Origin of the sequence: Burkholderia mycopellens, from assembly GCF_964265025.1 — a bacterium.
Lineage (GTDB): Bacteria > Pseudomonadota > Gammaproteobacteria > Burkholderiales > Burkholderiaceae > Burkholderia.
Genome location: NZ_OZ183802.1, coordinates 3,815,579 through 3,831,819, shown reverse-complemented (window position 1 = coordinate 3,831,819; position 16,241 = coordinate 3,815,579). Strand labels below are relative to the sequence as shown.

13 protein-coding genes are annotated in these 16,241 nt (G+C 63.5%); 2 read left to right on the top strand and 11 right to left on the bottom strand.

Annotation, left to right across the window (positions count from 1 at the left end; genetic code table 11):
* Positions 1 to 70: 70 nt before the first annotated feature.
* Positions 71 to 1,027, top strand: a complete 957-nt coding sequence (locus ACPTTC_RS17865) for an AraC family transcriptional regulator N-terminal domain-containing protein (protein ID WP_423393245.1) — start codon at positions 71 to 73, stop codon at positions 1,025 to 1,027.
* 164 nt (positions 1,028 to 1,191) lie between these two features.
* Here ACPTTC_RS17865 and ACPTTC_RS17860 read toward each other — a convergent pair whose 3' ends face one another.
* From ACPTTC_RS17860 to ACPTTC_RS17840, 5 genes are all read right to left on the bottom strand, one after another.
* Positions 1,192 to 2,079 carry a hypothetical protein gene (locus tag ACPTTC_RS17860; RefSeq protein ID WP_423393244.1) on the bottom strand — a complete coding sequence of 296 codons (888 nt, stop codon included), beginning with the start codon at positions 2,077 to 2,079 and terminating at the stop codon, positions 1,192 to 1,194.
* A complete protein-coding gene (gene istB / locus ACPTTC_RS17855; protein ID WP_060091270.1) occupies positions 1,979 to 2,776 on the bottom strand; it encodes an IS21-like element helper ATPase IstB in 798 nt (265 codons plus the stop codon). The genes ACPTTC_RS17860 and istB overlap by 101 nt, the downstream gene beginning before the upstream one ends.
* On the bottom strand, positions 2,769 to 4,247 hold the full coding sequence (istA, locus tag ACPTTC_RS17850) for an IS21 family transposase (RefSeq protein WP_224755808.1): 1,479 nt from the start codon (positions 4,245 to 4,247) through the stop codon (positions 2,769 to 2,771). The genes istB and istA overlap by 8 nt, the downstream gene beginning before the upstream one ends.
* Positions 4,248 to 4,382: 135 nt before the next feature.
* Positions 4,383 to 5,156 (bottom strand): hypothetical protein, encoded by a 774-nt coding sequence (locus tag ACPTTC_RS17845; protein ID WP_423393243.1) that lies wholly within the window; start codon positions 5,154 to 5,156, stop codon positions 4,383 to 4,385.
* On the bottom strand, positions 5,157 to 6,632 hold the full coding sequence (locus ACPTTC_RS17840) for a KGGVGR-motif variant AAA ATPase (RefSeq protein ID WP_423393242.1): 1,476 nt from the start codon (positions 6,630 to 6,632) through the stop codon (positions 5,157 to 5,159).
* Between the two features lie 138 nt (positions 6,633 to 6,770).
* Here ACPTTC_RS17840 and ACPTTC_RS17835 point away from each other — a divergent pair.
* A protein-coding gene (locus ACPTTC_RS17835) for an IS3 family transposase (RefSeq protein ID WP_423393241.1) occupies positions 6,771 to 7,906 on the top strand; the annotation gives its coding sequence in 2 pieces (ribosomal slippage) (positions 6,771 to 7,035 and positions 7,035 to 7,906; 1,137 coding nt in all).
* A 27-nt stretch (positions 7,907 to 7,933) separates the two neighbouring features.
* On the opposite strand, the gene ACPTTC_RS17830 is transcribed toward ACPTTC_RS17835, so the two are convergent.
* From ACPTTC_RS17830 to ACPTTC_RS17805, 6 genes are all read right to left on the bottom strand, one after another.
* The gene (locus ACPTTC_RS17830; RefSeq protein WP_423393240.1) at positions 7,934 to 8,302 is read right to left on the bottom strand and encodes a hypothetical protein; all 369 of its coding nucleotides are present in this window, start codon (positions 8,300 to 8,302) and stop codon (positions 7,934 to 7,936) included.
* A gap of 187 nt (positions 8,303 to 8,489) precedes the next feature.
* Positions 8,490 to 9,554 (bottom strand): M48 family metallopeptidase, encoded by a 1,065-nt coding sequence (locus ACPTTC_RS17825; protein WP_423393239.1) that lies wholly within the window; start codon positions 9,552 to 9,554, stop codon positions 8,490 to 8,492.
* The gene (locus ACPTTC_RS17820; RefSeq protein ID WP_226198640.1) at positions 9,544 to 10,965 is read right to left on the bottom strand and encodes an AmpG family muropeptide MFS transporter; all 1,422 of its coding nucleotides are present in this window, start codon (positions 10,963 to 10,965) and stop codon (positions 9,544 to 9,546) included. Before ACPTTC_RS17820 ends, ACPTTC_RS17825 begins: the two co-directional genes overlap by 11 nt.
* Before the next feature lie 119 nt (positions 10,966 to 11,084).
* The gene (metW, locus tag ACPTTC_RS17815) at positions 11,085 to 11,693 is read right to left on the bottom strand and encodes a methionine biosynthesis protein MetW (protein WP_006755281.1); all 609 of its coding nucleotides are present in this window, start codon (positions 11,691 to 11,693) and stop codon (positions 11,085 to 11,087) included.
* Positions 11,690 to 12,835, bottom strand: a complete 1,146-nt coding sequence (gene metX, locus ACPTTC_RS17810) for a homoserine O-succinyltransferase MetX (RefSeq protein WP_175951244.1) — start codon at positions 12,833 to 12,835, stop codon at positions 11,690 to 11,692. Before metX ends, metW begins: the two co-directional genes overlap by 4 nt.
* 263 nt (positions 12,836 to 13,098) lie before the next feature.
* Positions 13,099 to 16,026, bottom strand: a complete 2,928-nt coding sequence (locus tag ACPTTC_RS17805) for an autotransporter outer membrane beta-barrel domain-containing protein (protein WP_423393238.1) — start codon at positions 16,024 to 16,026, stop codon at positions 13,099 to 13,101.
* Positions 16,027 to 16,241: the final 215 nt, after the last annotated feature.

The window sequence follows — 16,241 nt, the reverse complement described above, 5'->3', positions numbered from 1 at the left end:
AACAGCCGTCAAAACGGCTGCAAGGTGCTACATTGCGAGCCGGATTCTCTTGCCGGACAGGACCACGCCGATGAGCTTCGAGCCCCTTTTCGCCGACATGGGCGACCGCGTGCAGCGCCGCATGGTCGAGTTGCATGCGCGCCTCGCGCCGAACGAGGGCGAAACGTTCGCGGCGCTCGACGGCGTGCGCTTCATCCGCGTGAGCCGCCCGGGGCCGCGCATGCCGGTGCTGTACGAACCGAGCATCGTCGTCGTGTGCCAGGGGCGCAAGCTCGGCTATCTCGGCGAGCGCTCGTTCGTGTACGACGCGCGGCAGTATCTCGTGCTGTCGGTGCCGCTGCCGTTCGAATGCGAGACCTTCGCGAGCCGGGACGAACCGTTTCTCGCGATCTCGATCCGCGTCGATCTCGCCGTGATCGCCGAGCTCGCGATCCTGCTCGACGAGACGCTCGGCGCGGCCGTCAGCGAACCGGTCGGCGTGGATTCGACGCCGCTCGACGCGCCGCTGGCCGACGCGGTCGTGCGGCTGCTCGAAGCGCTCGCGTCGCCACACGACACGCGCGTGCTGGGCCCCGCGATCATGCGCGAGATCGCGTATCGGGTACTGACGGGCGAGCGGGGCGACGCGATCCGCGCGGCGCTCGTGCAGCGACATCACTTCGGCCGCATCGCGAAGGCGCTGCGGCGCATCCATGCGGACCTGAAGGCCGATCTCGACGTCGAGACGCTCGCGCGCGAGGCCGGGATGAGCCTGGCTGTGTTCCATGCGCAGTTCAAGCACGTGACGGCGACGTCGCCGATGCAGTACGTGAAGGCCGCGCGGCTGCACCAGGCGCGGCTGATGATGGTGCAGGACGGGGTCGGCGCCGGTGCGGCGGCCGCGCGCGTCGGCTATGCGAGCGCGTCGCAGTTCAGCCGCGAGTTCAAGCGGCTGTTCGGCCGCAGCCCGGGTGACGAGGTGCGCTGGATGCGCGAGTACGACGTTTATGGTCGTCGAGGGGGATTAATGTCCGCGGAAGATGCTTAGGTTCGACTCTCTGTAAATCGTAAGCATCAGTTGCGACGAGCATCGTTGGTCTCATCACAGGGGGGGGCTGAGCGTCAGCCAACTCACACTCGGTACTTCCACTAAGTATGCCGTGGCGCCGAGTGTGCATGGGTTGGGTCCATCACTTTCGACTACGCGACAACTTATCGAGAGAGGTTCTTGAGCGGTGGAGTTGCGCCTCGTTTGAGCATCAGCGCAGCAACCCGGAAGAGATCCGGCATATCAATTCGACCATCACTTCTAAACGACAGGACGCCAATATTTTCCATAGCGAGCGCGAGAGCTTCAACGGGATTCGAGGCCTTGGCAAATTCAAACGGTGGCAGGAAGCCTGTCGTCTGACTCTTCGCCGCTTTTAGAATCGTATCAACAGTCTTTGTCTCTTCCCACAACTCATAGATACGCGTCGGATCGCATGGCACTGTAACCCCCGCGAGCGGAGCAATGGCTCGCTTAATCCATGGGTACTCGAGCACAAGCTGATCTACGCGGACTCTAGAAGCTTCGCGCAATCCATGTCGAATTCCATCGGCTGAAATCGCCTGTAACGACAAGGTGTGCGGGTACTTTCCGGCCTCGGAAAACAACTTCATGAAGCTGCGCGGGGTAACGCGACCGTGAGCATCGCCAAGATGATTGTAGGGCCAGTCGTACGTCCCCCCTTTTTTTGCCCCTCGCCCCATATATAGGCCAGCGAGGCATACCATCATGCGTTGCTGGGCAGCACCGTCCGCGTAAAGACTGCGCTTTCGAAACCAAGTCCGCATATCAGCGGGATAGTCGGCGTCGGCTTCCGATGCTAGGGCAATAAGCGATCGACGTGCTTTCAGCTCTGCGAGTTGCAAAAGCTGGGAAAACTGTTGATTTCCACCGAGTCTTAACCCACCGATTTCATCTAAATCTGACCCACCCTGAGACAGCGTAGTACATCTATTCCGGTGTGGATAACTCTTCGTTACCCGCTGGTTTTGCTGCTCTTTTTCTTGTTGTCTTTGCCTTGGCAGAACTGGTCCTGAAGCGCCACGATTCATTGCCCGTTTCGACGATGTGGCAGTGATGGGTGACGCGGTCCAGCAGCGCTGTCGTCATCTTTGCATCCCCGAACACGCTCGCCCACTCGCCGAAGCTGAGATTGGTCGTGATCGCGACGCTCGTGTGCTCGTAAAGCTTTGAGAGCAGATGGAACAGCAATGCACCGCCGGTCTGGCTGAACGGCAGATAGCCCAGCTCATCGAGAATCACCAGATCGACGTACATCAGCTTGTGGGCGATCTGGCCTTGTTTGCCGATGGACTTCTCCTGCTCCAGGGCGTTGGTCAGCTCGACGGTCGAGAAGTAGCGCACACGCTTGCCGTGGCGCTGTACGGCTTCGATTCCGATCGCTGAGGCGAGGTGCGTCTTGCCAGTGCCCGGACCACCGATGAACACGACGTTGTGCGCGCTTTCGAGGAACGACAGCTCGCTCAGTTCGCGCACCAGCGCTTCGTCGACGTGTGCCTGCGCGAAGTCGAAGCCCTTCAGGTCGCGGTGGGCCGGGAAGCGCGCAGCGGTCATTTGATAGGCGATCGAGCGCACCTGCCGTTCGGCGGTTTCAGCCATCAACAGCTGCTTCATGAAGCGCTCCGGCTCGAAGTCAGTGTGGCGCGACTGCGCGAGCAGCTCCGGCCACGTGCTCGCCATGCCGTGCAGTTTAAGACCCTTGAGCTGGGCCGCGATATCGTTAGACATGACGATCCTCCGGTGGGTTGGCACGCAGCGTCTCGTAACGGTTCACGTCGGCCGCGGGCTCTTCCTTGAGCTGGAGTTTCGTCGTGGCGAGGCTGCCATTCGTGACGGGCGCCTTCAGCCGGCTCAGCACGTTCAGGACGTGCTCTGCGCTGGGGCGTCCTGAATCCAGCGCAGCCTGTACGGCGAGCAGCACCGCATCGAGCCCGTGTTCGCGCACCGCAGCGAGCACCTGCGTCATGACGCGATCGCCGCCCGGGTGTTTCAGCAGATGCCGCTGCAGCAGTTGCAGCGGCTGCGGCATCGTGATGAACGGTGCGCCGTTGCGCAGTGCGCCGGGTTTGCGCTCGACCAGCGTGACGTAGTGGCGCCAATCGTAGAAGGTCATGTGCCGCTCGAAGCTGCGTTCGTGGCGTGCGATCTCCTGGGCGTTGGCGACGACGCTGAGATATGCCGGATAGCAGCGCACGCTCACCAACTGGTTCGTGTACTCGGTGGGCACGCTGTAGCGGTTGCGTTGGAAGTGAATCAGGCTGGTCGACGAGACTCGCAGGGTCTGCTCGATGTAGCCGTCGAACGGCCGTGGATTGGGCATCAGCCGGGTACGCTCGTCCTGCAGCACATCCTCGACTGTCAGCTCAGGCCACTGCGGGTGCCGCATGTGCCACGCCTCACGACACTGACCAGCGACCCATTCGTTCAGGATCTCCAGCGTTTCCCAGCGCCGTAGCGCTGCTTCGTGCCAGATCTGACGTCGCCGGTCCTGAACGTTCTTCTCGACGATGCCTTTCTCCCAGCCTGCAGCCCGGTTGCAGAACTCCGGCTCGAACAGGTAGTGACTGCACATCGCTTCGAAGCGCGCGTTGACCGCACGCTCCTTGCCGCGGCCAACCTTGTCCACGGCGGTCTTCATGTTGTCGTAGATGCCGCGCCGCGGCACGCCGCCGAACGCGGCGAATGCGCGGGCGTGCGCATCGAACAGCATCTCGTGACTCTGTGTGGGATAGGCGACGAGCCAGAACGCGCGGCTGGAGTTAAGTTTGACGTGGGCGACCTCCAGGCGTCGCCGTAGCCCGCCAACAAACGCGTATTCGCAGCTCCAGTCAAACTGGAAGGCTTCGCCGGGTTCGAAGGCGAGCGGCACGAAGGCCTTCCTGCGAGGCGCCTCAGCCTGCTCCTCGTGCCAACGCCTCACGAACGCGCTTACGCGGCCGTAGCTGCCGGCGTAACCCTCGGCGCGGATCGCCTCGAACATGAACCGGGCGGTGCGCCGGTCACGCTTCGGGCGATGACTGTCGGCACGCAGCCAACCTGTCAGCTGTGCGGCCCAGTCGTCGATGACGCTCGGGCTGACGCGCTTCGGATACTTCGGCTCGACAGCATCAGTCTGCCGCAGCCAGCGGCGCACCGTGTTTCGGGACAGGCCCGTACGCCGCGCAATCTCGCGCAGTGGGACCTTCTCGCGGAAATACATCCGCCTGATCTTGGCCAATATGCCCACCGTGATCACCTTTGTATCCCCTGCTCAAAGATTGAGCAGGGCATTCAATCACGTGGGTCAAAATTCGATGAAAATTTTCAGCTCTAGTGGGTCAGTTCTGTGCGGACATCAACAGGAAAACATCATCCCGTACAAGTCTTCCTTTGACCAAACGAGTTCGATGCGCATACTGCGAAGCTTGGGTAATTCAACAAAGCGGAGTGTTTCGTCGTTGAATTGCTCCGGACGAATAAACACCTTCCCTCGAATTGCCCGTCGCGCACGCAATGACCAGATAACCTCGAACAGTGCGTCAAGTAGCTTTCGACTGCGCTTCCATTCAGTTGAGATAGTGTCGAGTGCGTCAAAAGTGACAATCAATGTCTTTCGCGACGACGCAAAATAGCGATCCAAACGCGAGAGTTCGCGATCAGCGTCCTCCGGGTCGGCGTATTGAGCCATGAGGTCACGTATAGTCGGCTGCTCTGTATCGGGGGCAGTCGCTCGCTTTGCTGCTCGCATAATGACGGCTTGCCAGAATTCAAAGCCTTGCTGCGCCTCTTGACCAGTCGGAACACGAGCATCAATGTTGCGCGATGTGACCCCGCCTTCAGATGCGATGCCGGTATAGCCAGCCTCAACGACTACCGACTCCAGGTCAACTTGTGGATAAGCCAGCGCAGCAAAATTTCTTGTGTCGTCATGCTGGAGTACGCCTGCCCAAAAGCTTTTGCCCGAGCCTCTCGCCCCCACGACAACCGGAGTATCAGGATCTAGCGCGAATGCATGCTGACGCGGCGTAAAGATTTCGCTAACAGTAGGCCGATGGGCGCCGGACGCATCGTGATCGGAGGGGAGCCGAGCCATTGCGGCTTGGATGCCGATGTAGTCAATGTTGTTCATTCAGCTTTCCGCATTTTCAAGTCCAAGCATGCTCCGACATGCATCAATAAAGGGCTGATAAGTGGTTTTATACACTAGTGCATCTAGCAAGTCGGGGCGCCCCAGAGGATCGAACGATGCATAGTGGTCGTCGTTAAGGATACGACAAGTGTTCAATCCGTTTTCTGCAGGCACCGGTACTTGATCGATATCAGTATCATCCCATTCAACATCGAATTCGTTAGCCAGTGGTCCGACGTCGACCTGCTTTGCGAGCGGATCCGAGACCTTTATCAAGGTTTGGCGAACAAGCTCGGTCATCCGATCTATGAACTGGTCTTGGGATTGGGCGTCAGTAGAAGCCTTTGCGTGCACCAGTAGCAAGGTATCCTGCCAATTGAATGGCGAACCATTGCCTCCGCTTGGATGCGATGTCAATTCAGCGGAGTTATCTGCTGCAACATGAGTCGGAGCGTCAGTGTCCAGTGGCGTAGTCAAATTGCTTTGTGCTGAGGTGCTATGGCCAAGAGTTTCAAGGTGTGCGAACAGAAGGCGGTAATCAGCATACGTTTGTGGCTGGTCTACTCCAAAGAGAAGGATATTTGCTCCGAGTCCAACAATCGATGCTGCCGTGGTTTCATGCAAGCCTGCTCGGGCATCAATTAGAATTGCGTCATATGCCCGACCTCTCGAAACTCGATCCAGCGCGAACGCAATATGGTCAGCAAAAGTCGTCGCGTTGCCATTTTCGTCCGTATTGGCAAGGTATGCTCGCGCAATCTTTCCGAGTACGTTTTCTGGGTTTTCATTCGCGAGTTGTCCGATAGCAGGAATAACGTCTAGTCGCCCTCTTCCGGCACCTAACCACGACGCGCCAATCATGTCGCTAACAAACTGATCGTCGACTGGGGCCAACCCGTGCTCAACGAGGTAGTCCAGCATTCCGAAACGCGGGAGCGTATCGGGTCGAAGTAACATGTTACCTAGACCCGGCGCTTCCAGATCTAGATCTACCACAAGGATGCGTCTTCCTTGTGCAACTAGGTCGGCAGCCAACACGCATAAGGCGGTTGTACGCCCGACTCCTCCCTTAAGGCTTACGAACGCAAGGCGATTACGGTCGGGCTTAGAGGCGGTCGGGTCGCGCAGCCAATCACTGCCCACCATTCGGCGATCAACAACTCGTACTCGCAGAGGGCGTTCATTCACAACTACACGAACGGACACTACGTTGTCGGGCGCAAGCAGGCGATCGTCAAACAGTTCCGACGGCGTTGCTACCGCGAGACCATCGCCATCTACATAGGGGTGAACAAGCTCATAGGCGCGACGTGCCAGTGCGTCCTTTGCTGCAGGGTCAAGCGCGCCATTCGGGACGATTAGAGTAAGCCTTCCCGAAACGTCGCGAAGGAAAAAGTAGTCTAAGAGCGCCTGTCCGCCCAGCGTGTCAACAACAAGTTGCGCGAAGGTCGGCAGTGCAAGGTCAAAGGTCATCATGCTTTTTACTCCTCGCCACGAATTTGCGCCGCTGCCATAAGGCGCTTCGTCAGAGGTGGCCTCGCAAAATCGGACAGCCAGATAAGTGGAACGGCCGGGGCCTGAGCCAGCGATAATGCCGGCAAAGGAACCGAGGAAATGACGAAGAAAACCCGACGCACGCACTCAGCGGCGTTCAAAGCGAAGGTGGCGCTCGCAGCGGTCAAGGGCGAGCGCACGCTGGTCGAGCTGGCGCAGCAGTTTGATGTGCACCCGAACCAGATTACCGAATGGAAGCGGCAATTGCAGGAGCGTGCGGCGGACGTGTTTGGCGCGGCAGGCATGCCGTCGAGCGAGCCGCCGGTGGACCTGAAGGCGTTGCACGCCAAGATCGGCCAGCTGACACTGGAGAATGATTTTTTAGAAGGTGCGCTCACCAAGGCGGGATTGCTGAGCGCAAAACGATGATCGACCGTACGCATGCGCTGCCGGTTTCGCAACAGACGCGACTGGTTGGCATCGCGAGATCGAGTGCGTATTACCGGCCGCAGCCGGTCAGCGAAACCGATTTGTTGTTGATGCGGCGAATCGACGAACTGCACATGGAGTTCCCGTTTGCCGGGGCACGGATGCTGGCGCGCCTGTTGCGTCGGGAGGGCCATGAAGTCGGCCGCCGTCGCGTACGCACGTTGATGAAGCGCATGGGCGTGGAGGCGCTGTACTGCAAGCCGAACACAAGCCGCCGCAACGCGCAGCACAAGATATGGCCGTACTTGCTGCGCGGCATGAAGATCGCGCGGGCCAACCAGGTGTTCGCCCTCGACACGACCTACATTCCGATGGCGCGAGGCTTCGTGTACCTGACGGCCGTGGTGGACTGGGCGAGCCGCAAGATTCTCGCGCACCGGGTTGCCATCACGCTGGAAGCCACGCATGCCGTCGAGGCACTGGAAGAAGCGTTCGCCCGCTACGGGCTGCCCGACATCGTGAACACCGATCAAGGCAGCCAGTTCACGGCGGGCGCGTTCACCGAGGCCGTACTGTGTCGAGGCGTGCGGCTGTCGATGGACGGCAAAGGGGCTTGGCGTGACAACGTGTTCGTCGAGCGCGTATGGCGCAGCATCAAGTACGAAGAGATTTACCTGCGGGCCTACGAGTCGGTCAGCCATGCCCGGCGCTCCATCGGCGACTACATCGAGCTGTACAACCGGAAAAGGCCCCATTCGAGCCTGGCGGATCAGACGCCGGATGAGGCATACTTCGCGACGCTGCCTGCGATCAAATCGGCAGCATGATTGCCTCGGCCGCTCCACTTAAAAATCTCAGAAAACTGTCCGAACGAGTGAGGCCACCTCTGTCTGGGCAAACCACTGGTCGATCTCATTCAGTGTTGTGCCGCCGGTTTTCCAGTAGCGACGATGAACGGTCCATGATTGAAACACTGGATTTCTGATAATTTCGTACATGGACGTGTAGTTGCTACGTTGCCCAAGGTGCTTGCGGGCGATCGTCAGGAACTCAGGGAAGTGTCCGTGAGGATCGGACGTCACCTGTAAGGTAGTGATTCGATACTTTATCGCGCATTCGGCAGCAAATCCGACAAGATGGCCTGCGTTATCCAGTCTGTCTACAGTACGCAAGCTCTCAGCATCCTTCAGGTGGCGCAACGCTGCGCTCCGATAATCGTCCATGTTCCTGTATCGCCGCTAATCCAAGCGAAATGATAACTGGCTCTGCCCGGACGCGCGACGTTGCAGTCCCAGCCGTGTAGTCAATGGCTCGGTGGAAGACAATTTGAGGAGCGTAAACTCCCCCACGCGCGACGTATGCATTGCTATACGAATGGCAGGCTTTATATGACCGGTACTGTCTGAGTGCTCAGCGCCGCACGACCTTGCGACGCTGCGCGCTGATGCCCGCGTAGTCGGGCAGCGTGTCGACGCGCTTGCCCACTGCCTTCGCGTACAGCGGCATGAGATCCGGCAGGCGGTTCAGCAGATCCTGGCGGCGGGCGTTGCTGTACGGGTGCGTATAGATGAAGCCGGTTGCCTTGTTCCCGCGTGTCGCGACCGCGAGCTTGTCCCACAGCGTGATCGCCGCGCGCGGATCGAAGCCCGCGCGTGCGGCGATGTCGCCGCCGATCACGTCGGCTTCGGTCTCGTCGGTCGCGTTGTAGTGGAGCGCCTGCAGGCGTTCGCCGAGGTTCAGTGCCTGCGGCAGCGGGTCACCGACGCCGAACAGCGGCGGCAGCGCGGCCGCGCGCAGCGACGTTTGCGAGGTCGCGCTGAAGTTGCTGCGCGCGTGTTCGCGCAGCGCATGCGCGATGCAGTGGGCGAGCAGCACGCCGAGTTCGTCGTCGTTCAGGCGGACGCGATCGAGCAGGCCGCCGTACACGAGCACCTTGCCGCCCGGCAGGCAGGTCAGGCGAATGTCGCGCGAGCGGATCGCGTTGACGTCCCACGCCCAACTCTTCACGCGGTCGTTCCATTTCACCGAATACGGCGCGAGCTTCGCGACGATCGCGCGCAGGCGCTTCACGCGCGGCTGGTTCGCCGGCAGCAGGCGGTTGCTGTCGGCGGCCGCCTGTACGATCTGCGCGTATTCGTTCGCGGTGAGCTGCTCGAGCAGCGGCGACGGAATCAGCGTGCGGAAGGCAATGGCGTCGCCGTAACGGACCTGCTGCGGCGTCTGCGCATAAGCCTTCGTCGACGCGGCGGCGCCGGTCGGTTGCGCGGGTTCGGCGGCGGCTGCCGGCTGGGCGGGGGCGGCGGGAGCCGAAGTCGCCGGCGGCGAGGCCGGCGCAGCGGCCGGCGCGGAACCGGCGGCGGTGGCAGCGGGCGCGCCGGCGTCGGCCGCATGGGCGAACCCCGCGGCGAGCGCCGCGGCGCCGACGCTCAACGAAGCCGCAACGCGCGCGAGGCGGTGCAGGCCGTTACTGCGCACGGCTGGCCTCGCCGTTGCGTGCGGTGCCGTTCCACGGCGCGATCTTGAACAGCAGCAGCATGCCGGGAATCGCGAGCGCGGTGCACACGATGAAGTAGTCGAACCAGCCGATCTTCGCGACGATGAAACCGCTCGCGGCCGACGCGAGCGTGCGCGGCACCGACGCGAGGCTCGTGAACAGCGCGAACTGCGTAGCCGTATAGCGCGGGTCGGTCGTGCTGGCGATATACGCGACGAACGCGGCCATCGTCAGGCCGGTGGTGAACGTTTCGGCGCCGTAGACGATTGCGAGCGCGACGGTCATCGGGCTGAATTGCGGTGCGACCGCAATGCCGAACACCGACAGCGCCGCGGCGATCGCATGGCTCGTCGACACGGTGAAGTCGTAGAGCATCGCGAGCACGGGCGAACCGGGGCCGAGCTGCGCGAGCCACGCGAAGCCGAGCGTCGACACCATCTGCAGCGCGCCGAAGATCCACAGCCCGCGGCCGATGCCGATCTTCACGAGCCAGACGCCGCCGATGATGCCGCCGGCGACGCTCGCGACGAGCGCGGTGGTTTTCGCGACGATGCCGATCTCGGTGCGCGAGAAGCCGATGTCGAGGAAGAACGACGTCGACAGCGTGGTGGCCATCGTGTCGCCGATCTTGAACAGGAAGATGAACGCGATGACGAGCAGCGCGCCGGCCCAGCCGTCGCGCTGGATGAATTCGCGGAACGGCAGCACGATCGCGTCGCGCAGGTTGCGCGGCGGCGCGCCGACCACTTCGGGCTCGCGCACCACGAGCGTCATCAGGATGCCCGGCAGCATGAACGCGCCGGTGATCGCGAACACGACGTCCCACGGCAGGTGGTCGGACAGGATCAGTGCCAGCGAGCCGGGGATCAGCGCGGCGAGCTTGTACGCGTTCACGTGGATGGCGTTGCCGAGGCCCTGCTCGGTGTCGCGCAGCAGCTCGCGCCGGTAAGCGTCGATCACGATGTCGGCGCTCGCGCCGAAGAACGCGACGAGCGTGGTGAGCGCGGCGACCGTCCAGATCGAGTCGCGCGGCGACACGAAGCCGAGCGCGGCGATCGCACCCGCGACCAGCACCTGCGTGAGCAGCAGCCAGCCGCGTCGGCGCCCCGGCCGCCAGCCCGGCAGGCGCGGGATGTAGCGGTCCATCAGCGGCGCCCACAGGAACTTCCACGTATACGGGAACTGGATCAGCGCAAACAGGCCGATTTCCTTCAGGTTCACGCCTTCGGAGCGCAGCCATGCCTGCACGAGGTAGACGAGCGTGAAGAGGGGCAGACCCGACGTGAAGCCCAGGAACACGCAGATCAGCATGTGCGTGTTCAGGTAGGCTCGCCAGCCGGGGTGATCCTCGTGAGCGGTGAGTGCGGGCGCCTCGTGTGGCGTTTTCGACATGGACTGGAACTGGATAGCGTTGACTGATTGCGGCGACAGCGCAGGCGGCGGCGCGGGTAGCGCAGCGGTGCGGCCGCACATGCGTGCGGGCCGTCGGCGTTCGTCAACGGCTTCCCGGCTCAGCTGCGCTTGACGCGGTAGACAGCAAGACTACCACGCCAGTTCGCACCCCATCGAATCGGCTGGCCTTCGTGCAGCACCACGCGGTCGAGGATCGTCACGCCGACTTCGGGCGCGAGCGCCTCGAAATCCTCGATCGTCAGCACCCGGACGTTCGGCGTGTTGTGCCACTGGTAAGGCAGCGACTTCGACACCGGCATCCGGCCGTTCAGCACCGACAGCCGGTGCGGCCAGTAGCCGAAATTCGGGAACGACACGATGCATTCGCGCCCGACCCGCGCGGTTTCGCGCAGGATCGCGGCCGTCTGGTGGATCGTCTGCAAAGTCTGCGACAGGATCGCGATGTCGAAGCTGTGGTCCTCGAACAGGCGCAGGCCGTCCTCCAGGTTCTGCTGGATCACGTTGATGCCGTTCTTCGCGCTCGCGAGCACGCCCGCGTCGTTCAGCTCGATCCCGTAGCCGGTGACGTCCAGTTCTTCCATCAGCAGCGCGAGCAGCGAGCCGTCGCCGCAGCCGAGGTCGAGCACCGTCGAGCGCGGCTCGACCCAGCGCGCGATCGTGCGGAAGTCCGCGCGTGCGGACAGGGAATTCAGCGCTTGCTGGTTCATGCACCCACCTCGTTGGCGATTCGTTCGTAATACGCGCGGATCAGGTTGTGATAGCGCGCGTCGTCGAGCAGGAACGCGTCGTGACCGTGCGGCGCATCGATTTCCGCGTAGCTGACCGTGCGCTTGTTGTCGAGCAGCGCCTTCACGATCTCGCGCGAGCGGGCCGGCGCGAAACGCCAGTCGGTCGAGAAGCTCGCGATCAGGTATTTCGCCTGCGTGTGCGCGAGCGCGGCCGTCAGGTTGCCGTCGAACGCCTTCGCCGGGTCGAAGTAGTCGAGCGCGCGCGTGATCAGCAGATAGGTGTTCGCGTCGAAGTAGTCGGCGAACTTGTCGCCCTGGTAGCGCAGGTACGACTCGACCTCGAATTCGACGTCGAAGCTGAAGTTGTACGCGTCGAGCGCGCCGTCGGCGCGGCGCAGCGCACGGCCGAATTTCTCGGCCATGTCGTCGTCGGACAGGTACGTGATGTGGCCGATCATCCGCGCGACGCGCAAGCCGCGCTTCGGCTTCACGCCGTGCGCGTAGTAGTCGCCGCCGTGGAAATCGGGATCGGACAGGATCGCCGAGCGCGCGACCTCGTTGAACGCGATGTTCTGTGCGGACAGCTTCGGGGTCGACGCGATGTCGATGCAGTGCGCGACGCGCTCCGGATACATGAGGCTCCACGCGAGCGCCTGCATCCCGCCGAGGCTGCCGCCCATCACCGCGGCGAAGCGTTCGATGCCGAATGCGTCGGCGACGCGCGCCTGCGCGTGCACCCAGTCCTCGACGGTGACGACCGGGAAGCTCGCGCCGTACGGCTTGCCGGTCGACGGGTCGATGCTCATCGGGCCGGTCGAGCCGAAGCATGAGCCGAGGTTGTTCACGCCGATCACGAAGAAGCGGTTGGTGTCGAGCGGCTTGCCCGGCCCGACCATGTTGTCCCACCAGCCGGTGCTGCGCGGATCGTCCGCGTAGACGCCGGCGACGTGATGCGACGCGTTGAGCGCGTGGCAGACGAGCACCGCGTTCGAGCGCGCGGCGTTGAGTTCGCCGTACGTCTCGACGACGAGCTGATAGTTGCCGAGCGCGCTGCCGCTTTGCAAGCGCAGCGGTTCGGCGAAGTGCATGGTCTGTGGAGCGACGATGCCGATCGATTCCATTCGTTCCGCCTTATGACTGGGCAGCTAAATGGTGTCGGCGAGGCGCGGAGTCGGAGATGCGCGGCTGACGACCTCTTTAGCCGCATTTGTAGTGAACCGCCGGGACAAGGACACAACCTCCACACCCCGGCCGGTTCGCGCGCCCGCAATCGAGTCAGCAAATCGGCGCGCTTCCGACCTGCCGCCAACGAGACGGCAAGTCGGCAAAGTATAGCGGAATTCGGCGGGCGCGGATTTCGCGACCCGCCGTCGGTCTGCTTGGCTTACCAGCGGTATTTTGCCGAGAGCTGCCCCCGGACTACCGAGTAGTCGGACAGATTGCCTTCCACGCCGACGTTCGCCGATACCGAGAAGCGACGGCTCAACTGGCCGGTTGCGCCGATCCGGACGGCAGCCCGGTCGCGCGGCAGGCTGAACGAGAACGCGTTGCCGTCGAGCGTTAGCGCGCGCGAACCCGGGCCATGCCACCAGTTCGCTTCGATGAACGGTCGAAGTTCGCGTCCACGCGGCATCGCGGTGACCCCGTGCACACGCACGCCGACGCGGGTCAGCACGTCGGTCGCGCCTTGACCGTCGATCCGGCCGCCCGGCGCGGCGTGCGCGTTTGCGCGGTAGTCCGATACGACGAGTTGCACTTCGGGTTCGACGAAGAAGCGCGAGTCGCCTCGCTCGTAGAACGGCAATGAATAGCCCGTTTCGATCGAGCCCGTGAGGGTGCGCGACCGGTACGAATCAGCAACCAGACTGCCGCCGACGCTGTTCGCATAAGCGCCATACATGAACCATGCATCGACGTACGGGCCGGACAGGATGTCGCGGCTGCCGTACCACGTGCCGTAAACCCCGACGTTGTAGCCCGACACGCTGCCGCGCGCGGTGGCGTTCGCGATGCGCTGTTCGGTCGCGTTCCACAGCGGCCGGGTCGACCAGTTCGTCTGGCTGCCGTACATGCCCATCGCGCCGACCCGTACGCTGCCGCCGCGACCGTCGCCGAAGCGGAACAGGTCGGCGCCCGCGTGAATCAGGCGGCCGTTGCCCGATACGCTGCGGTTGCCGCCCGACATCAACGTCATCTGGCCCTCCGCGCGCAGCCAGACCGCACCGTCGAGCGGACCGCTTGCTTCGGTGCGAAGCGAGCGATCATCGCGCTGATGCAGCGTGTGGATCGCCATCGTCGACGCTGCATCGGCGTTCGCCAGATATGCGTCGGGCTCCGGGGCAGCAGTGCGCGCAGGCGGCTTGGTTTCGGGTTCGATCGGCGGATCCGGGTCCACCGGGCCGGGTGGTTGCGGCGGAACGGGTTTTGCCGCGGAAACGAGATACCAGTCGTCCTTCTGGCCGCCTTGGCCGCCGCGCTTGAGCATGTAGTCGTAGCCGCCCGCCGACAGCGTGCCGAAGCCTTGCCGGTAGCCATCCGATGCGGCGTCGAGCGCGAAGGCCGCGGCATCCGTGGTGCCGCCGTTGCGGGTTTCGACGATCGGGATGCCGACCGTCGTTTGCGCGCCTTCGCCGCTCGTGCGTTTCACGACGATCCCGGTATGGCCGGATGCGTGGCCGCTGTCGATCACGAGCCGGTCGGTGGGCGACGCGTCGTCGCGCAGCGCGGTATGGACGACCAGCCTGCCGTTGCGGGCCGCGTAGTCGCCGTTGACGACCAGCGTGCGTGGCGTGGGCGGCGCGCCGGCCTCCGGCGCGGCGAATGCGATCGTCGAGTCGTTCAGCGCGACGGATCCGACCGACGAATCGGCGGTGACGATCCAGCGGCTGTCGGTATCGAGCGACAGCGTGCGGACAGCGTCCGTTGCTCCGCGCCATGTCGACGCGTTGGACAGGGCGACGTCGGTCACGGCGGAAGTCGGGCTGCCGTCGTCGGCCGGCTGGTTCACGATATCGCCTGCCGCTTGAGCGCCGGTGTCGAGCGTCAGGCGCACGGGCGCGCCCGACTGGGCGAGGACCGACAGCAGCGTGCCGGTGCCGCTGGCGGCGCGGGCGCCGTTCTGCAGCGTGATGTCGGCGTCGGACGCGTCGATGGCCGCATGCCGTTCGCTGAAGAGCGAGCCGCCGTCGGCCGTCAGCTTGCCGCCGTGGACGCTCGCCGCAGACGCGGCGTCACCGGTCGCGCGGGCATCGGTGCGCAGCAGGTCGATGCTGCCGCCGGCGCTTGCATACAGCGCTGCGGCCTCGTTGCCGCGCGTCTCGACGGTTGCGTCGACGAGCGACGCAACCGACCCCGCACCGGCGGACATCGCACCGCGCGCGCGCTCGCCGGTCGTCACGATGCCGCCGCGTGTCATCGTGACCCGGCCGCCGAGCCGGGACAGTACGCCGATCGAACGAGCGCCGGTGGTGGTCACTTCAGTATCGATCGCGTCGATGGTCGGTGTGTCGGTGTATTCCTTCGACGCATACAGCCCGTGTGCGCTGCGGCCGTGCGTGGCGACTTGCGTGCGCGCGAGCTCGACGCGCCCTTCGCGGGTGTCCACGCCGAGCGCGTAATCGCCGCTGGTTTCGAGGCGGCTGTCGGCGAACGAGACAGCCGATGCGCCGGGCAGGTACAGCGCCGATGCGTAGCCGCCGTCCGTCCGGATATCCGAGCGGTTCAACGTCGCACGGACGCCCTCGTAGCTGATGGCCATGCCATAGGCAAACAGGCCGCTGGTGCGAATCAGCGTGTCGGTGACGTCGATGACGCCGCCCGGCACGTAGTTCACCGAAATGCCATACGCTTCCTTGCCGCGCGTGACGATGACGCTGTCGGCGATGCGGAGCCGGCCGCCGGCGCTGTCGACGGCCGCGCCGTGTGCGTAGTCGCCGTCGGTATCGATCGAGATGCGTTCCGCGGTCGCACTGCCGCCGTATCGGAGGTCGATGCCGGCACTGGAGCCGCCGCGCGTGCGGATTTCCGTATCGCTCAGCCTGACGCTCGAGCCCGCGCCTAGCGCAGTCGCGCCCGCCGCGAGAGGGGCGGTGGTGAACACGCGTGTCTTGCCGGTCGTCACCAGCGTGCCGCCATTGACGGCGGAAAGCACGGCCTCGCCCAATCGCGTCGTCGAATATTCGCCCGGTGCGATTTCAAGCACGACACCGTCCGCCTGTTGCGGCTCGCCGTTGGTCACCTGCGCGGCCGACGGCCAGGGCACTGCCGCCCCCGCCAGCAATGCCGAATGGGCGAGGCGTCGGGCTGCCCTCATCCGGGAAGGTCGGAATCTGCGTTTCACCATCTCACCTGAATTTGTCTATAACGAGACAAATTTAACGTGTGAGGCGGCGGCATGAAATTGGACGAGTTCGAATTGGCGCGAGGTATTGAGCGCCGGCAGAAGGGGGCGGCAAGGTGCGAATCGACGCCGCCCCTTGACGGGGCGACCGCACCATCCGTCGTCGAATGCGCGCGACCGGCAGGCGT

Coding starts and splice junctions, on each gene's coding strand:
- ACPTTC_RS17865 (WP_423393245.1), top strand. CDS start 71: ATGAGCTTCGAGCCCCTTTTCGCCGACATGGGCGACCGCGTGCAGCGC.
- ACPTTC_RS17805 (WP_423393238.1), bottom strand. CDS start 16,026: ATGAGGGCAGCCCGACGCCTCGCCCATTCGGCATTGCTGGCGGGGGCG.
- ACPTTC_RS17840 (WP_423393242.1), bottom strand. CDS start 6,632: ATGATGACCTTTGACCTTGCACTGCCGACCTTCGCGCAACTTGTTGTT.
- ACPTTC_RS17830 (WP_423393240.1), bottom strand. CDS start 8,302: ATGGACGATTATCGGAGCGCAGCGTTGCGCCACCTGAAGGATGCTGAG.
- ACPTTC_RS17860 (WP_423393244.1), bottom strand. CDS start 2,079: ATGAATCGTGGCGCTTCAGGACCAGTTCTGCCAAGGCAAAGACAACAA.
- metX (WP_175951244.1), bottom strand. CDS start 12,835: ATGGAATCGATCGGCATCGTCGCTCCACAGACCATGCACTTCGCCGAA.
- ACPTTC_RS17845 (WP_423393243.1), bottom strand. CDS start 5,156: ATGAACAACATTGACTACATCGGCATCCAAGCCGCAATGGCTCGGCTC.
- metW (WP_006755281.1), bottom strand. CDS start 11,693: ATGAACCAGCAAGCGCTGAATTCCCTGTCCGCACGCGCGGACTTCCGC.
- istB (WP_060091270.1), bottom strand. CDS start 2,776: ATGTCTAACGATATCGCGGCCCAGCTCAAGGGTCTTAAACTGCACGGC.
- istA (WP_224755808.1), bottom strand. CDS start 4,247: ATGTATTTCCGCGAGAAGGTCCCACTGCGCGAGATTGCGCGGCGTACG.
- ACPTTC_RS17820 (WP_226198640.1), bottom strand. CDS start 10,965: ATGTCGAAAACGCCACACGAGGCGCCCGCACTCACCGCTCACGAGGAT.